Origin of the sequence: Companilactobacillus farciminis KCTC 3681 = DSM 20184 (assembly GCF_002706745.1) — a bacterium.
Lineage (GTDB): Bacteria > Bacillota > Bacilli > Lactobacillales > Lactobacillaceae > Companilactobacillus > Companilactobacillus farciminis.
Window position 1 is genome coordinate 2,100,287 of the sequence record NZ_CP017702.1, and the last position, 18,811, is coordinate 2,119,097.

10 protein-coding genes and 4 tRNA genes are annotated in these 18,811 nt (G+C 38.5%); 2 read left to right on the forward strand and 12 right to left on the reverse strand.

Annotated features, from left to right (window positions below; genetic code table 11):
- The first annotated feature begins 232 nt into the window (after positions 1 to 232).
- Positions 233 to 1,438, forward strand: coding sequence for a CPBP family intramembrane glutamic endopeptidase (locus LF20184_RS10465; protein WP_010018512.1), 1,206 nt, complete (start codon positions 233 to 235; stop codon positions 1,436 to 1,438).
- A gap of 75 nt (positions 1,439 to 1,513) precedes the next feature.
- Here the strand turns inward: LF20184_RS10465 and fusA are convergent, their stop codons facing one another.
- The 3 genes from fusA to rpsL are packed head-to-tail and all read right to left on the reverse strand — an operon-like array spanning position 1,514 to position 4,584.
- The gene (gene fusA, locus LF20184_RS10470; RefSeq protein ID WP_010018511.1) at positions 1,514 to 3,610 is read right to left on the reverse strand and encodes an elongation factor G; all 2,097 of its coding nucleotides are present in this window, start codon (positions 3,608 to 3,610) and stop codon (positions 1,514 to 1,516) included.
- Positions 3,611 to 3,656: 46 nt separating this feature from the next.
- A complete protein-coding gene (gene rpsG / locus LF20184_RS10475) occupies positions 3,657 to 4,124 on the reverse strand; it encodes a 30S ribosomal protein S7 (protein ID WP_010018510.1) in 468 nt (155 codons plus the stop codon).
- A gap of 46 nt (positions 4,125 to 4,170) precedes the next feature.
- Positions 4,171 to 4,584 (reverse strand): 30S ribosomal protein S12, encoded by a 414-nt coding sequence (gene rpsL / locus LF20184_RS10480; RefSeq protein ID WP_010018509.1) that lies wholly within the window; start codon positions 4,582 to 4,584, stop codon positions 4,171 to 4,173.
- 221 nt (positions 4,585 to 4,805) lie between these two features.
- On the opposite strand from rpsL, the gene LF20184_RS13155 reads away from it, so the two are divergent.
- A complete protein-coding gene (locus tag LF20184_RS13155; protein ID WP_412766373.1) occupies positions 4,806 to 5,480 on the forward strand; it encodes a prepilin peptidase in 675 nt (224 codons plus the stop codon).
- Here the strand turns inward: LF20184_RS13155 and LF20184_RS10490 are convergent.
- From LF20184_RS10490 to lysS, 9 genes are all read right to left on the reverse strand, one after another.
- A complete protein-coding gene (locus LF20184_RS10490) occupies positions 5,466 to 6,284 on the reverse strand; it encodes an alpha/beta hydrolase (RefSeq protein WP_010018508.1) in 819 nt (272 codons plus the stop codon). The two genes, LF20184_RS13155 and LF20184_RS10490, sit on opposite strands and share 15 nt — an antisense overlap.
- A gap of 134 nt (positions 6,285 to 6,418) precedes the next feature.
- The gene (gene rpoC, locus LF20184_RS10495) at positions 6,419 to 10,087 is read right to left on the reverse strand and encodes a DNA-directed RNA polymerase subunit beta' (protein ID WP_056945144.1); all 3,669 of its coding nucleotides are present in this window, start codon (positions 10,085 to 10,087) and stop codon (positions 6,419 to 6,421) included.
- 24 nt (positions 10,088 to 10,111) lie between these two features.
- Positions 10,112 to 13,720, reverse strand: a complete 3,609-nt coding sequence (rpoB, locus tag LF20184_RS10500; protein WP_010018506.1) for a DNA-directed RNA polymerase subunit beta — start codon at positions 13,718 to 13,720, stop codon at positions 10,112 to 10,114.
- Positions 13,721 to 13,965: 245 nt separating this feature from the next.
- A complete protein-coding gene (locus LF20184_RS10505) occupies positions 13,966 to 16,467 on the reverse strand; it encodes an ATP-dependent Clp protease ATP-binding subunit (RefSeq protein ID WP_010018505.1) in 2,502 nt (833 codons plus the stop codon).
- 263 nt (positions 16,468 to 16,730) lie between these two features.
- A tRNA-Gly gene (locus LF20184_RS10510) sits at positions 16,731 to 16,802 on the reverse strand.
- Between the two features lie 10 nt (positions 16,803 to 16,812).
- Positions 16,813 to 16,885: transfer RNA gene (locus LF20184_RS10515), tRNA-Thr, on the reverse strand.
- A 62-nt stretch (positions 16,886 to 16,947) separates the two neighbouring features.
- A tRNA-Leu gene (locus tag LF20184_RS10520) sits at positions 16,948 to 17,030 on the reverse strand.
- Between the two features lie 36 nt (positions 17,031 to 17,066).
- A tRNA-Val gene (locus LF20184_RS10525) sits at positions 17,067 to 17,139 on the reverse strand.
- A gap of 135 nt (positions 17,140 to 17,274) precedes the next feature.
- Complete coding sequence (gene lysS, locus LF20184_RS10530; protein WP_035181814.1) at positions 17,275 to 18,765, reverse strand: lysine--tRNA ligase; 1,491 nt, start codon at positions 18,763 to 18,765, stop codon at positions 17,275 to 17,277.
- Between the last annotated feature and the right edge of the window lie 46 nt (positions 18,766 to 18,811).

The following is an 18,811-nucleotide window of genomic DNA, read 5'->3' on the forward strand; positions in this document are numbered from 1 at the left end:
GCCAGCCCTGCCGTGGCAAAGCGGCCGGGTGTGTCGCAACCTCTCACTTCTAAACCGTCGATATTATTTCAATATCACTTTAGTACATACTTCTATGTGAAATAAGCACTCTTATAATATTACACGATGAACTCCACATTTTCAAGGTAAAATCAAGTATTTTTTCAAATGAAAGACGCTTTCTAAAAAAATGTTTTTCAACTATACTCTAAAGATGTAGTGGAGGTGTAAATTGAATAATAATCTCGAATTTAGTTATAATAACAGGTTTTCACAAAATAATAAAGACAAAAGTTATTTTATTTTGCTAAAAGCTCAAGTTATCCTTAATGCTCTTATCTTTTTCTGGTACAGTGCTTTGACTAAGAACCTCTATTTATTCGTTCCTATCTTTTTGAATCTCTTAGCTCTGTACTTAAAGCCGAGTCCCGATAAAATCATTGATCGGATGAATTATATTTTTCAACTGTTTTTTCAAGCAGTGACGATAGCAGAATCCTACCATTATTTAATTAACGTCTCCATGCGACTGTACAACTGGAACTTACCTTCATCAATTGCCTTAATGGTAGTTTCAATGCTAGTGATGTACATTCCCTATGTTCGAGTGTTCTTCGGTGCAATTGAAAATAAATTACTGCAGCTACTGATCAGCATTTATTGCTTCGCAGTAATTTCTATGAGTACTTTAAGTACAGTTACTTATGGAACAATTCTTTACTTTAACCCTTTCATCTCATTAATCACTAATTCTAGTTTCTTAGGTGGCATCACCTTCATGATTCTGATCATAGTTTTAATGACTCGCTGGGGTTACGGTTTTCCAAAGATGCGTTTATCAAATAGTGTCAACTGGCTCGTTCTCAGTTTAGTTCTATTGTTCAGTCTTTGGTTTGTGCTTTGGAATGCATTTGGCAGTGGCAATATTTTAACTTCCTTTTTTCACTTTAACTTTTCGGGAGTGAATCTAAAGCCACAATATATCCTGAGTGGTCTCGAAGCCGGTATTGCTGAAGAATTGCTTTTCCGTTATGCCTTTCTTACTATCTTATTAGTAGCTTTTAAAAATAGCCCTTATCAAATATTCTGGGCAGCAATTATTAGTAGCTTATGTTTCGGATTGTTGCACTTAGGTAATTTATCCGCCGGTCAAAACCTAGCAAGTACGATTGAGCAAGTAGTTTTTGCTTTTGGTATGGGACTATTGATGTGTGGCATTTATTTATATACTGATCTATTTTACTTGCCAGTCATCATTCACTTCCTATTAGATACATTGGTCTTCAGTGTTTCTGGAGAATTAATGTCTGGAAAAGTCACCACGGCTGACAATATATTAACAATTATTGAAACTTTGGTCTTCATCATCATCGCCCTACTTTTGTTAAAGTCAGTTTATAATAGAAGAAACAAGTCATATAATAGATACCTCTCTTAATCGAGAGGTATTTTTTTGCACAAAAAAAACGTAACGACGATTGTCATTACGTTTTTTAATTTACTAAATTAGTAATTAGTCTTCAGGGTTTCCACCATTTTTCTTAATGATTTCAGCTTGAATTGACTTAGGAACCTTTTCGTAGTGGTCCATTGTCATTGTAAATGTACCACGACCTTGTGTTGCTGAACGAAGTGTTGTAGCGTAACCAAACATTTCTGCAAGTGGAACTAAAGCATTGATAAGTTGTGCATTACCACGTGCTTCCATACCTTCAACACGTCCACGACGAGCAGTAACTTGTCCCATAACATCACCTAAGTAGTCTTCTGGTGTAACAATTTCAACCTTCATAATAGGTTCAAGAATTACAGCACCGGCTGACTTAGCAGCGTTACGTAGAGCCATTGAAGCAGCAATCTTGAAGGCAGCTTCAGATGAATCGACTTCGTGGTATGAACCATCATACAACTTAGCCTTAACATCGATCAATGGGTATCCAGCAAGAACACCGTTTTCCATTGATTCTTTCAATCCTTGTTCTACTGAAGGGATGTATTCACGAGGAACAACACCACCGACGATAGCATCTTCGAATTCAAAGCCTTTACCTTCTTCGTTAGGTGTAAATTCAACCCAAACGTCACCATATTGACCTTTACCACCAGATTGACGAACGAACTTACCTTGAGCACTTGTTTGTTGTGTAAATGTTTCACGGTAAGCAACTTGAGGTTCACCAACCTTACATGCAACGTTAAATTCACGTTTCATACGGTCAACCATGATATCCAAGTGCAATTCACCCATTCCGGCGATCAATGTTTCACCAGTTTCAGGATTTGTTTCAGCTTGGAAAGTAGGATCTTCTTCAGATAGTTTTTGGATAGCAACATCCATCTTATCTCTATCTTCCTTTGAGTTAGGTTCGATAGAAACTTGGATAACTGGATCTGGAATATCCAATGATTCAAGGATCAATGGGTGGTCAGTATCTGTTAGAGAATCACCAGTTGTAGTGTTCTTCAAACCGATAACGGCAGCGATATCACCAGAGAATACTTCAGGGATCTCCTTACGGTGGTTAGAGTGCATTTGTAGCAAACGACCAACACGTTCACGCTTGTTCTTTGTTGAGTTAAGAACGTATGAACCTGATTCTAGTGAACCTCTATATACACGAATGTATGTTAGACGTCCAACGAATGGGTCAGTAGCAATCTTAAATGCCAAACCAGCAAATGGCTTTGTATCGTCAGCCATAAGTTCAACTTCTGAATCATCCTTAGGATCTGTAGCTTTATAAGGACGTACATCAAGTGGTGATGGTAGGTAGTCAACAACGGCATCCATCAACATTTGAACACCCTTATTCTTGAAGGCAGAACCTGCAAGAACTGGGAAGAACTTCAAGTTGATTGTTGCTTTACGAATAGCAGCACGGATTTCATCGTTACTGATTTCTTCACCTTCAAGGTACTTGTCCATGATATCATCATCAACATCAGCAACAGATTCGATTAATTCTGAACGTTTCTTTTCAGCTTCAGCACGATATTCTTCAGGAACATCAACTGTATCCCATTTTGTACCTAATTCATCTTCGTCGTATAAATCGGCTTTCATTTCGATCAAGTCGATAACACCTTCGAATTTGTCTTCGGCACCAATAGGCATTTGGATAGCATGTGCGTTAGCATCTAGTCTTTCATGCAATGTTTCTACTGAGTAGTCAAAGTTAGCACCGATTTTATCCATCTTGTTAACAAAGACGATTCTAGGAACACCGTATGTTGAAGCTTGACGCCAAACATTTTCAGTTTGTGGTTCAACACCTGATTGAGCATCAAGAACTGTAATAGCACCATCTAGAACACGGAGTGAACGTTCAACTTCGATTGTGAAGTCAACGTGTCCGGGAGTATCAATGATATTGATACGGTTGTTCTTCCATTCAGCAGTTGTAGCAGCTGATGTGATAGTAATACCACGTTCTTGTTCTTGAGCCATCCAGTCCATTTGTGAAGCACCATCATGTGTTTCACCAATTTTGTGGATCTTACCAGTATAGTACAAGATACGTTCTGTAGTTGTAGTTTTACCGGCATCGATGTGGGCCATGATACCAATATTACGGGTATCTTCTAGTGGAAATTCACGTTTATTAGCCATGAAAAATTGTTTCTCCTCTCAAATTAACTAGTTTTAAAACTAGATCCTACCAGCGATAGTGAGCGAATGCACGGTTAGCATCGGCCATCTTATGTGTATCTTCACGTTTCTTAACAGCAGCACCAGTATTGTTAGCTGCGTCCATAATTTCGTTAGCTAGACGTTCGTCCATTGTGTGTTCACCACGTAGACGAGCATAGCTTGTGATCCAACGAAGTCCAAGAGTTGTACGACGATCTGGACGAACTTCGATAGGAATTTGATAGTTAGAACCACCGATACGGCGAGCCTTAACTTCAAGAACAGGCATAACATTGTTCATTGCTTCTTCAAACACGTCCAATGGTTCGTTACCTGTCTTATCCTTAATAATATCGAATGCACGATATAAAATTGTTGAAGCAGTACCTCTTTTACCATCATACATCAAATGGTTGATCAAACGAGTTACTAGCTTTGAGTTGTACATTGGGTCTGGCAAAACATCACGTTTTGGAGCTCTACCTTTACGCATATTAAATTCCTCCGTTATTACATTATTTCTTTATAATAATTAATTGTTATTTCTTAGGCTTCTTAGCACCATATTTTGAACGACTTTGCATACGTCCATCAACACCGGCAGTATCTAAGGCACCACGAACAACATGATAACGAACACCAGGTAGATCCTTTACACGTCCACCACGTACTAAAACAACACTGTGCTCTTGTAGGTTGTGGCCAATTCCTGGGATATATGCTGTTACTTCAATAAGGTTTGATAATCTAACACGGGCATACTTACGTAGGGCAGAGTTAGGTTTCTTAGGTGTCATTGTTCCGACACGAGTTGCAACACCACGTTTTTGTGGAGCTGGGTTCTTTGTGGCAACTTTCTTCATACTATTGTAGCCGTAGTTCAATGCAGGTGCATCAGACTTTGAAGTTTGTGACTTACGGCCTTTGCGAACTAATTGATTAATTGTAGGCATTCAAAGTTCCTCCTAATTATTTAAGTACACACATCCAGGTGGTTCATATTTGAGTAAAATAATAAACCACGTTAGTGGCGTACGTTATGAGCTTTATATTTAATAAACAAACTAATATTGCTGCCAATAAAAGCACGTCTATTAGAATACCATCTTAAAAATGCCATGTCAATGCAACCTTTCTAAAAAGTTATCCACATTTCAACGTAATCTTTAATGAGGTGGTTAAATTGATATACTTTTTATACTTATTATTTTTCATACTAGGAGCTTGCATTATCTCCTTTCTAAAAGTTATTGCACATGATTACCCACAGATCAGTCTTTCTCGGCGTTCTCACTGTGACTACTGCAGTAGGATTCTACGATGGTTCGAAATTATACCTATAATAGGTTATTTCATAGTTCATGGTAAATGCATTTCTTGCAAAAATCAACTTGATTTTAAGAACTCTATCTTTGAATTTACTGGTGGTTTGACGCTTTGTTTTTTCTTATATATCGGTGATTTTTCTTACCTGCCATTTTTCTTAATGTTAGTCATTTTAGGATTCAGTGATTCATTTTTTGGCTACATCTATCCTATCTTTTATTTGCTCGCCCTCCCCAGCCTTTTACTACATTTTCACTTTCTACATTGGCTGACAGCTCTAATTATTTATTTAAGCCTTACCTTGTTGCATAAAAAATATCCTTTAGGATTGGGCGATGTTGAAGTATTGACTATCATTGGTTTGCTTTTTGATTTAAATTCATTTCTAAATATATTATTGCTAGCTTGTTCTTTTTGTTTGGTGCAATATTTTTGGTACAAAAAAAGAGCTTTTAGATTCATTCCCTATCTAACTTGGTCCACAGGAATAATCTATCCGCTCTCTTATTTAATGTTTAGGTAAAATCTTTTGTAGTTTGAGCCAGTTGACACAGAGGTCCCACCACTTAGAATCATAATCATTCAAATTCTTTTCCACACCAGGTTTTTGTGTAACGTAAGTGGCCAATGACAACCCGTGACTACCTGAGCCAAACAAATGCATTTCATATGGAATTTTTAGCATATCCATCTTTTGGGCATAAATAATCGAATTCATCACTGGAACTACTTCATCAGTAACAGTCTGCCAAATAAAGGTTGGCTTACCATTCTTAGTTAAGTGCTCTTGGGCTTGCCAATAATAGATGTCTGGAGAAATCTTCATAGCCCAGCTATCTTCTTTAGGCCAACCTAGAGTCATATCAACTACTGGATAGCCCATCACGTTAACTGCAGGCTCAACTTCTAACTCATCATTAAAGATCTTCTCTCTTTGTTCAGGGTCGAGCATGATGGAATTGAAGTCAGCAACAATTTGACTACCAGCTGAAAAGCCAATCAAAATAACTTTCTTCAAGTCAATGTGGTGCTCAGATTGCGTCTTCAACCAGTTCAAAGTTGTAGCCATTTCTTGCAATGATAATGGATAAACACTGTGATCATCATCAACTAATTGATAACGTAGAACCAAAGCGTGGATGCCAATTGAGTTGAATTTTAAAGCAATTGGTTGAGCTTCACGATCAGAATGGAATTTGAACCCGCCACCGGGACAAATAATAACGACCGGACGATCAACTTGCTCTTCATAGTCTACCAATGGATCAATCCAATAAGTATCAACCGTAAATTTGGTGTCTTTATAAGATAATTCTTGTTTTTGCAAAATATTAACCCCCAAATTATTTTCAGTAATTTATATCTCTTATTATAGAGGATAACACTGTGCTAAATACAAGTCATTTACCCAACAAATCATAAAAAAAGCCGATAGAAATTAATCTATCGACTTTTTATTTATTAATGTTTTTCTTCTTTAGCAGCATCTTCAGCTTTCATTTGAGCTTCGATGTCAGAAATTGTATAGGCACCATTCAAAGAATTATCTGCCATAGGGCCGACTTTCTTAGGTTCCATGTGGTTGTACTTAGCCATACCAGTACCAGCAGGGATAAGTTTACCAATAATAACATTTTCCTTAAGACCAAGAAGTGGATCGTTCTTACCTCTGATTGAAGCATCTGTAAGAACTCTTGTTGTTTCCTGGAAGGAAGCAGCTGACAAGAAACTGTTAGTTTCAAGAGATGCCTTCGTAATACCAAGAAGAACAGGACGTCCAGTAGCAGGAATACCGCCATTGAACAATGTCTCACGGTTATGGTCAGTAAATTGAGAAATATCCATCAATTGACCAGGCAATACATCTGTGTCACCAGGATCAAGAATACGGATCTTTCTAAGCATTTGTCTAACCATGACCTCAAAGTGCTTATCAGAGATATCAACACCTTGCATACGGTAAACTTTTTGAATTTCAGCAAGCAAATAGTTTTCTGTATGTAGGACGTTTGTAACTTTGATCAATTCCTTAGGATCGATTGAACCTTGTGTCAACTTACCACCACGTTTAACGTGATCACCTTCGGCAACCGCAACACTTGATGTGTAAGGTACACTGTAAGATCTCTTATCGATATCACCTTCAACAGTGATTTCCTTAGTATGTTCAGCTGGGTTTTCGTCGATTGCAGTAACAGTACCTTCAACTTCAGAAATAACAGCAAGACCTTTAGGATTTCTAGCTTCAACGATTTCTTGAACACGAGGAAGTCCTTGAGTAATATCATCGCCACCAGCAACACCACCGGTATGGAAGTTTCTCATAGTCAATTGTGTACCAGGTTCACCGATTGATTGAGCGGCAACTGTACCAACAGCTTCACCAATTTCAACTTCTTCACCAGTAGCAAGGTTTCTACCGTAACACTTCTTACATACACCATGTTTTGTATCACATGTGAATGCAGAACGGATTGTAACGTGTGTAACACCTGCGTCAACAATCTTTTGAGCGATATCTTCATCCATCAAGACACCACGAGGAACGATAACGTCCCCAGTTTGAGGGTCTTTGACAGTCTTTTGTGTATAACGACCAACAAGTCTGTCATACAATGGTTCGATCATATCAGTACCTTCAGTGATTGCACTTACGACAAGACCACGATCAGTACCACAATCTTCTTCACGAACGATAACATCTTGAGCAACATCAACTAGACGACGTGTTAAGTAACCTGAGTTGGCTGTCTTCAAGGCTGTATCGGTCATACCTTTACGAGCACCGTGGGTTGACATGAACATTTCCATAACTGTTAGTCCTTCACGGAAGTTAGAAATAACAGGGATTTCCATCATACCACCGTTAGGGGCAGCCATAAGTCCACGCATACCAGCTAGCTGAGTAAAGTTTGAAATGTTACCACGGGCACCAGAGTCAGACATCATTGAGATAGGGTTTGTAGGATCAAATGAGTCGATCAACAATTGTTGAATTTCATCCTTTGTATCGTTCCAAACACTGATAACACGGTCGTGACGTTCTGAGTCAGTGATAAGACCACGACGGAATTGCTTAGAAATTGAAGCAACTTGTTTGTGGGCTTTTTCGATGATTTCAGGTTTTTGAGTTAAGTTAGGAACATCAGTAACACCAACTGTCAAACCAGAAAGTGTACAGATTGTGTAACCCAATTCCTTCATATCATCAAGTAGTGATGAAGTTCTTTGAACACGGTAAATCTTGAAGACTTGAGCGATGATATCTGATAGATAACCACTCTTCAATGGGTCTACTAGATCCATTTCGTCAAGACGTTGATGAATATCTTCACCATTGCCAAGGAAGTATTTATCAGGAACACCGTGCATCAAGTTGTCATCAGTTGGTTCATTCAAGTATGGGAAATCTTCAGGAAGAATTTCGTTAAAGATTACTTTACCAACAGAAGTAATCATAACCTTATCTCTTTGTTCATCCTTGAATGGTTTGTTAGGCATTGAATCTACAGCGATACCAATTCTTGTGTGATAGTGAACATCACCATTTAGAAGTGCTGTTTGTACTTCGTTAGCATCCTTGAAGATCTTACCTTCACCAGTCATATGTCTTGTTTCAATTGTTAGATAGTAGTTACCTAAAACAACATCCTGTGAAGGAGTAACGATAGGCTTACCATCTTTAGGAGCAAGGATATGGTGAGCAGCTAGCATCAACATACGAGCTTCAGCTTGAGCTTCGTCTGATAGAGGAACGTGGATAGCCATCTGATCCCCATCAAAATCGGCATTGTAAGCTTCACAAGCTAGTGGGTGCAAACGCATTGATTTACCATCAACCAATACAGGTTCAAAGGCTTGAATACCAAGTCTGTGAAGTGTAGGGGCACGGTTAAGAAGTACTGGACGTTCTTTGATAACGTCTTCTAGTACATCCCAAATGTCATCATCTTGTCTGTCGATCTTTCTTCTAGCATTTTTAACGTTAGAAGCAATTTCTCTCTTTACAAGTTCATGCATAACGAATGGCTTGAACAATTCCAAAGCCATTTCACGTGGAAGTCCACATTGATAGAACTTAAGTGTAGGACCAACATCGATAACTGAACGACCCGAGTAGTCAACACGTTTACCAAGTAAGTTTTGACGGAAACGTCCTTGCTTACCTTTAAGCATATGTGAAAGTGACTTCAATGGACGGTTACCAGGACCTGTAACAGGACGGCCACGACGACCATTATCGATCAAAGCATCGACAGCTTCTTGCAACATTCTCTTTTCATTTTGAACAATGATACTTGGAGCGTGTAAGTCTAACAATCTCTTCAAACGGTTGTTACGGTTAATAACACGACGGTACAAATCGTTCAAATCAGAAGTGGCAAAACGGCCACCTTCAAGTTGAACCATTGGACGTAAATCAGGTGGGATAACGGGAATTGCTTCCATTACCATCCATTCAGGCTTATTGCCTGATTTTTGGAAAGCACTTAAGATATCCAAACGTCTGATAGCACGTGTACGTTTTTGTCCTTGAGCGGACTTCAATGTTTCACGTAATTCTTTAACTTCAGCATCCATATCAACTTGGCTAAGTAAATCACGGATACCTTCAGCACCCATCTTAGCAACGAACTTGTCGCCAAATTCTTCACGTTTCTTACGATATTCTGTTTCAGTTAATAGTTGTTTCTTTTCTAGATCTGTTTCACCTGGATCGATAACTACGTATGATGCAAAGTAGATAACTTCTTCCAAGTTTCTTGGACTCATGTCCAAAACAAGTCCCATACGTGATGGGATACCCTTAAAGTACCAGATGTGTGATACTGGGGCTGCTAGTTCGATATGAGCCATACGTTCACGACGAACTTTTGAACGAGTAACTTCAACACCACAGCGGTCACAAACAATACCCTTATAACGGATACGTTTGTACTTACCACAGGCACATTCCCAGTCTTTAGTTGGTCCGAAAATTCTTTCATCGAATAGACCATCTTTTTCTGGTTTCAAAGTACGGTAGTTGATAGTTTCTGGTTTTTTAACTTCCCCATAAGACCAACTACGAATCTTGTCCGGAGATGCTAAACCAATTTGCATACTTTCGAATTTATTAACGTCTATCAAAAGGTAACCTCCCTAAAGTTTTAACTAGTTTTCTGATTTTGTACTAGTTGACTCAGCTGAATCTTTAGATGCTTCGAGTTTCTTAGCTTCTTCTTCAGCGCGTTTTTGTTCTTGTTGTTTAGCAAACTTAGATAGAGCGTCGATACTTACTGTATCTTCATCTTCATCCATATCTCTAAGTTCGATTTCTTTCTTGTGAGAGTCTAGAACTTTCATATCTAGTCCTAAGGCTTGTAGTTCTTTGACAAGAACACGGAATGATTCAGGAACACCAGGTTTTGGAATACTTTCACCCTTAACGATAGCTTCATAAGTCTTAACACGTCCAACAATATCATCAGACTTGTATGTCAAGATTTCTTGCAATGTATAAGCGGCACCATAAGCTTCAAGGGCCCAAACTTCCATTTCACCAAATCTCTGTCCACCAAATTGTGCTTTACCACCAAGTGGTTGTTGAGTAACTAGTGAGTATGGTCCGATTGAACGAGCATGAAGTTTATCATCAACCATGTGAGCTAGTTTCAAGTAGTACATGACACCAACAGCAACACGGTTCTTGAATGGTTCACCAGTACGTCCATCATAAAGGATTGACTTACCATCTGAATCCATATCAGCTTCTTTAACAATGTCCCAAAGTTCATCGTTAGTTACACCATCGAAAACAGGTGTTGTAACGTGGATGCCGAGTTTTCTAGCAGCCATACCTAAGTGAAGATCTAGAACTTGTCCGATATTCATACGTGATGGAACACCCATTGGGTTCAATAGGATATCTACTGGAGTACCATCTGGCATATATGGCATATCTTCTTCAGGTACAACGATTGAAACAGTACCCTTGTTACCGTGACGTCCGGCCATCTTGTCACCAACTTGAATCTTACGCTTTTGAGCAATGTAAACACGAACTAACATGTTAACACCAGGATCAAGTTCGTCTCCGGCTTCACGAGTAAAGACTTTAACGTCTTGGATAATTCCGCCACCACCATGTGGTACACGAAGTGAAGTATCACGAACTTCACGAGCTTTTTCACCAAAGATAGCGTGCAATAGTCTTTCTTCAGCTGATAATTCTGTAACACCCTTAGGTGTAACTTTACCAACTAAGATATCGCCATCGCGAACTTCAGCACCAATACGGATAATTCCGAATTCGTCAAGATCCTTCAATGAATCTTCACCAACGTTAGGAATTTCACGTGTGATTTCTTCAGGTCCAAGTTTAGTATCACGTGCTTCTGATTCATACTCTTCAATATGGATTGAAGTATATGCATCTTCACGAACTAATTTTTCTGAAAGAACAATCGCATCTTCATAGTTATACATGTTCCATGTCATGAAGGCGATAAGTGGGTTTTGACCAAGAGCTAATTCACCGTTTTCCATAGCAGGACCATCGGCAATGATTTCACCCTTCTTGATTTCTTCACCCTTGTGAACGATAGGTCTTTGGTTATATGACTTACCATTATTTGAACGACGGAACTTAGTGATCTTGTAATCGTCAGTTGTGCCATCTTCGTCACGTTTGATAGTAACTTTCTTAGCATCAACATATTCAACGACACCACTGTGTTCTGAAAGCAATGCAGCACCAGAATCATGGGCAGCAATGTATTCCATACCAGTACCAACTAATGGTGCATGTGGATTGATCAAAGGAACAGCTTGACGTTGCATGTTGGCACCCATCAAGGCACGGTTTGAGTCATCGTTTTCCAAGAAAGGAATACATGCAGTAGCAACAGAAACTACTTGCTTAGGAGAAACGTCCATGTAATCGACTTTTTCTGGAGTAGTTTCGATGTTGTCATCCTTATGACGAGCCAAAACAGTACTTTCAACGAAAGAACCATCATCACTCAACGGAGAGTTGGCTTGGGCAACAACATAGTTATCTTCTTCATCAGCAGTTAAGTAATCGATCTTGTCAGTAACTTTGTGAGTATCCCATGAAACACGACGATATGGTGTTTCGATGAAACCATACTTGTTGATGATAGCGTATGAAGCCAAGTTATTGATAAGTCCGATATTAGGTCCTTCAGGTGTTTCGATAGGACACATACGACCATAGTGAGTATAGTGAACGTCACGAACTTCATATCCGGCACGGTCACGAGTCAAACCACCAGGTCCAAGGGCTGATAGACGACGCTTGTGTTCTAGTTCTCCAAGTGGGTTTGTTTGATCCATGAATTGTGACAATTGTGATGAACCAAAGAATTCCTTAATTGAAGCTACAACAGGTCTAATGTTGATCAATTGTTGAGGTGTAACAGTTGCTGAGTCTTGAATTGACATTCTTTCACGTACAACACGTTCCATACGTGATAGACCAATACGGAATTGGTTTTGTAGCAATTCACCGACAGAACGGATACGACGGTTACCCAAGTGATCAATATCATCTGTAGTACCGATGTCTTCTTTCAAGTTCAAGAAGTAGTTAATTCCGGCTAAAATATCAGCTGGTGTAATTGTACGGTTTTCTTCAGGAATATGACCGTTACCAATAATATTAACAACTTTTTCATTGTCAGCTTCTGAATAGATCTTGATTGTTTGAATAGTGATTGGGTCTGTTAGAACACCTTCATCAGAAGGAGTCATAGTGATAGTCTTGAAATCATCTCTATCAAGGTATGGACTCAATTTCTTCATTGCATCACGATCAAGCAATGTATCCTTAGCCAAAATAACTTCACCAGTATCTGGGTCAGCAAGTGTTTCAGCCAAAGTCTTGTTAAGAAGTCTTGTCTTAAGGTTTAACTTCTTATTGATCTTGTAACGACCAACAGGAGCTAAGTCATATCTACGTGGGTCAAAGAATCTAGCATATAGTAATGAACGAGAACTATCTGCAGTCTTTGGTTCACCAGGACGAAGTCTTTCATAGATATCTTTCAAAGCTTCTTCAACACGTGAGTCAGTTGCTTCTTTATGAACATCTTTTTCAAGTGTTAGGTTCAAAGTATCGTTTTCGCCAAAAATATCAAGAATTTCTGAGTCTTCACCAAAGCCAAGAGCTCTAACTAGTTCAGAAATAGGCAATTTTCTAGTTCTATCGATTCTTACATAACCGATACCTTTAGCATCTGTTTCATATTCCAACCATGCACCACGGTTAGGAATAACAGTTGTACCAAAGTTTACACGACCATTTTTATCAGTATCTTGATTGTAATAAATACCAGGAGAACGTACTAATTGAGAAACAATAACACGTTCAGCACCGTTGATGATGAAAGTTCCTTCATCTGTCATGATTGGGAAATCACCAAAGAAAACATCTTGTGTCTTAATTTCGCCAGTTTCATGATTTGTCAATTTCAAAGTTACGTGTAATGGTGCTGAGAAGTTTGCATCATGTGCTCTAGCTTCTTCAACAGTATATTTTGGTTCGAGCAACTTGTAATCGACGTATTCCAAAGAAAGGTTTCCAGCAAAGTCATCGATTGGCATAATATCGTCAAACATATCTTTTAGTCCTTCATCTAAGAACCACTTGTAAGAATTTGTTTGGATGTCAATCAAATTTGGCAAAGGAAGTACTTCCTTGATCTTTGCATAACTACGACGAACACGGTGTGCACCATAATTAACGTTATGATAAGTCAAATTTTTCACCTCAACATTTAATTTGTTCAAATCACATCTCAAATATTACAATTTGATTACAATTTACCTGAAAACGGTTTTATAACCTATTTTTAGGCAAAAAAAAACCAAAAATAGAATCATAAATCTATTTTTGCGTTTTTTATTTAGCATAACCACGGACAATAGATCGTGACATGCAATTTGAACTTTGAATCTCAAAAGACATAATACTCTGGTAGTCTCATATTGTCAATAGTTGAAAACTATTTTTGATGAGTTAGAGTTTTTTTACTTTCAGGCTTAGCAATATTGATAGTTAACTTGCCCTTCTTAGAACCAACCTTGATCGTATCACCAGCATCAACCTTACCCATTAAGAGTTGTTCACTGACTGGATCTTCGATTTCTCTTTGGATGGTTCTTCTCATTGGACGAGCACCATATTCTGGATTATAGCCATCTTTAACCAAATCATTATAAGCTGTTGGAGAAATTACTAACTTGATATCTCTTTCAGCCAAACGTTTTTGAAGATTGCTACTCATAATCTTGGCAATTGCTTTAAGTTGTTCTTTGTTCAAAGCCTTGAAGACGATTGTTTCATCAACACGGTTCAAGAATTCTGGACGGAAGAACTTCTTCATTTCAGTGTCGATACGTTCTTGCATTTCCTTGAAGTCATCATGAACGTCTTTGGCACCAAAACCAACTTCTTTATCTTCATTCAAGGCTCTAGCACCTAAGTTAGAAGTCATAATGATGATAGTGTTTCTGAAGTCGACTTTACGTCCCTTAGCATCAGTCAAAATACCGTCATCGAGAACTTGCAATAAGATATTGAAGACATCAGGATGAGCTTTTTCAACTTCATCTAGTAGGACAACTGAATAAGGTTCATTTCTAACTTTTTCAGTTAATTGTCCACCTTCGTCAAAACCAACGTAACCAGGAGCTGAACCGATCAACTTAGAAGTACTGTATTGTTCCATGTATTCAGACATATCAACACGAATCATATTGTCTTCTGAACCAAACATAACTTCAGCGATTGACTTAGCTAGTTCAGTCTTACCAACACCAGTAGGTCCTAAGAACATAAATGAACCGATTGGACGGTTAGGGTCTTTCATACCACTTCTAGCACGACGAATGGCACGGGAAACAGCACTGATAGCTGTATCTTGACCAATAACACGCTTGTGAAGTTCTTTTTCAAGGTTAAGCAATTTCTCGCTTTCCTTACGAGTGATTTGTTTGACCGGAACCCCAGTCCATTCAGCAATTACTTCAGCAATGTCATCAGCTGTAACGACCGGTTTCTTGCTAGTAGACTTCTTGTCTTTTAGCTTAGCTAATTGTGCTTGAACATTTTGTTCTTCTTCACGGATCTTAGCGGCCTTTTCAAAGTCTTGATCTAAGATGGCATTGTTCTTATCATTGATCAACTTCATTGATTGGTCAGTCAATTCTTCTAATTTGTTATTCTTAGAAACATTGTGGATTCTAACTTTAGCAGAAGCTTCATCCATCAAATCAATAGCTTTATCTGGCAAGAAACGGTTTGTAAGATAACGAGTTGAAAGACGAACTGCTGCTTCAACTGCTTCATCAGAAATTGTTAGACCGTGATGTTGTTCATATCTAGGACGCAAACCATCTAGAATTTTAACAGAATCTTTGGCACTAGGTTCTTCAACATAAACCTTGGCAAAACGACGTTCCAAAGCAGTATCTTTTTCAATATATTTTTGATATTCATTTGAAGTCGTTGCACCGATCAATTGCAATTCGCCACGCGCTAAAGCAGGCTTCAAAATATTAGAAGCATCGATAGCACCTTCAGCACCACCGGCACCAATCAAGGTATGCAATTCATCAATAAATAAGATTACGTGCTTATCTTGATAAATCTCTTCGATAACTTTTTTAAGTCGATCTTCAAACTCACCACGATACTTAGTACCAGCAACTAATGAACCCATATCAAGCATCATGATCCGTTTGTTTTGCATATCAAAAGGAACTTCTTTTTTGACGATGCTAATAGCTAATCCTTCAGCAATAGCAGTCTTACCAACACCGGGTTCACCCACTAAGACAGGATTATTCTTCGTACGACGACTAAGAATTTGGATAGTTCTTTCGACTTCTTTTTGACGTCCAATAACTGGATCGATTTGATTGTCCTTAGCCATCTTCGTCAAGTCACGAGCTAATGAATCAAGTGTAGGCGTACCACCTTTTCCTTTGGCTTGTCCTTGAGTCTTCTTTTGTTTATCGGATAAGCTAGCTGCAAATCCACGACGAGCTGCCTTGTTAGACATTCCCATCTTAGAAAGAAGCAATGATTTGGTTTTGGCTAGACTAAGTCCTAAGTTAACTAAAATTCTATTCGCTAAATTATCAGCGTCATCAAGAATTGCTAACAAAATGTGTTCAGTTCCGACACGATTTGACTTGTATACGTCAGAAACTTCTTGGGCTGCACTTAAAATTAATTGTCCCTTAGGAGAATATGGTAGGTAAATTCCCTTAGCAGTATTAGATGAGACATCCCCATAACCTGTCAGATGTTCAATCTCCCCTTCAACATCTCGATCGCTCACAGCTAGATCTCTCAAAGTAATACCGGCAATACCATCATTTTCCATTGTTAGACCAAGTAAAATATGCTCAGTTCCAACAGCATTGTGATGAAATGCTTTAGCACGTTCTTGAGCTAAAACAAGTGCATTCTTGGCGCTTTCGGTAAATACTTTGTCCATTAACGTTACCTCTACTTTTTAAGTGTCTGTTTAGAAAGTATAATTGTGTTTTCAAAAAAAGCAATTAATTTAACTTATTCACTTCAGATTAATCATAAAATTCAATTACCTTACTAATAATTGTTCTCAATTAGAATCCTAACACAATACTGAAGTTAATATCGGGAATTTATATTGTCTTTTTGAACAATTCTTAGAGAACGAAAAAAGGCAATCAATTCTTTATCAGAATCAATTACCCTTTTTACTTTCAAATTCTCTGAAGCGGAAGACGGGATTCGAACCCGCGACCCCCACCATGGCAAGGTGATGTTCTACCACTGAACTACTTCCGCATTATGTAAATGCCGACTAGAGGATTCGAACCTCCGACCCCCTGTTTACAAGACAGATGCTCTGCCAACTGAGCTAAGTCGGCATTATGTCAAACAACATTTAACATAATACACATAAATCAATCTTTTTGCAAGACCAATTTAATACGGGTGAAAGGACTTGAACCTTCATGTCCAAAGGACACTAGAACCTAAATCTAGCGCGTCTGCCAATTCCGCCACACCCGCAAAAAACTTAATAAATCCATTAAGCATTTTGCTTAATGGAGGATACAGGGATCGAACCTGTGACCTCCTGCTTGTAAGGCAGATGCTCTCCCAGCTGAGCTAATCCTCCATAGTGTTTCTCGTTCGAAACAACTATATTAGTATACCTTTTGCCTATAAAAGTTGTCAACGAAAATTTTGTATTTTTTTAGTTAGATTATGAGAGTACAAAAAAAGCCAGACCAACGGCCTAGCTTTAGTTTAATTATTCTTCATTATTAGTATTGTCTTCAGGTCTCATAGTTGGGAACAAGATAACATCACGAATTGATGGTGCATCAGTTAACAACATAACTAATCTATCAATACCGATACCTAGTCCACCAGTTGGTGGCATACCATATTCCATGGCTTCAACGTAATCGTTATCGATGTGTTCAGCTTCGTCATTACCATTTTCACGTTCTTTAGCTTGTGCTTCAAAACGTTCTTTTTGGTCGATTGGATCATTCAATTCAGTAAAGGCATTTCCATATTCATGACCGAGAATGTAAACTTCAAAACGGTCAGTGAAGTTAGGGTTTTCCTTATTCTTCTTAGCTAGAGGTGAAACTTCAAGTGGATATTCATAAATGAATGTTGGTTCTTTCAAAGTATCTTCAACAAATTCTTCGAAGAATTCAGCAATGATGTGACCAACGCCCCAGAAGTTTTCGTAGTGAACGCCTTTTTCGTCAGCTATCTTTCTAGCCTCTTCCAAAGTCATATCTTGACTAAAGTCGACACCAGTTTGTTCCTTGATAGCATCAACCATCTTGAGACGTCTGAAAGGCTTGCTCAAATCGATTTCTTCGCCTTGGTAAGTAACAATTTGTGTACCGTTAGCTTTTTGAGCAGCATGTCTGAAGATTCCTTCGACTTCTTTCATAACATCAGTCATATCCCAGTATGCAGCATATGTTTCCAATGATGTAAATTCAGGGTTGTGTTGTGTATCCAAACCTTCATTACGGAAAGCTCTACCGATTTCATAAACACGTTCGAAACCACCAACGATCAATCTCTTCAATGGCAATTCCAAAGCGATACGAAGATACATTTCCATATCCAATGCATTGTGGTGTGTGATAAATGGACGAGCACTAGCACCACCGGCTTGAGTGTTTAGAACAGGAGTTTCAACTGATAAGAAGCCTTCGTTATCCAAATATTCACGAACAGCTGAAATAATCTTAGTACGTTTCTTGAAACGATCGAAACTGTCTTGGTTAGCAATCAAGTCCAAGTATCTTTGACGATAAATTTGTTCAACGTTAGTCAAACCGTGGAACTTATCAGGCAATGGACGCAATGATTTTGAAAGCATTGTAACGTGAGTAGCTTTAACAGTTAACTCACCCATGTCTGTCTTCATGATTTCACCATGGATACCTAGGTGATCACCGATATCAGCACGTTTGAAGATGTGATAATTTTCTTCACCAACTTCATCTTTACGTACGTAAATTTGGATTCTACCGCTTCTATCACGTAAATCAGCAAAACCAACTTTACCTTTTCCACGTTTTGACATCATACGACCAGCAATGACGCAAGGCAATTCTTGTTCTTCAAGGACTTCCTTACTTTCATCACCATATTTGTCATGAATCTCTTGTGCCAAAGCAGTTCTTTCAAATCTTGAACCAAATGGATCGACACCTTCATCATAAAGTTCTTGAAGTTTTTCACGTCTGACCCTTAGTTGGTCATTCATGACTCTCTTCTTCTTGATTTCTTCTTTTGTTGGTTGCTTCTTGTTA

Bases quoted from the DNA above. Each gene is read 5' to 3' on its own strand.
- fusA (WP_010018511.1), bottom strand. From the start codon at position 3,610: ATGGCTAATAAACGTGAATTTCCACTAGAAGATACCCGTAATATTGGT.
- rpsG (WP_010018510.1), bottom strand. From the start codon at position 4,124: ATGCGTAAAGGTAGAGCTCCAAAACGTGATGTTTTGCCAGACCCAATG.
- rpsL (WP_010018509.1), bottom strand. From the start codon at position 4,584: ATGCCTACAATTAATCAATTAGTTCGCAAAGGCCGTAAGTCACAAACT.
- LF20184_RS10505 (WP_010018505.1), bottom strand. From the start codon at position 16,467: ATGGACAAAGTATTTACCGAAAGCGCCAAGAATGCACTTGTTTTAGCT.
- lysS (WP_035181814.1), bottom strand. From the start codon at position 18,765: ATGAATGACCAACTAAGGGTCAGACGTGAAAAACTTCAAGAACTTTAT.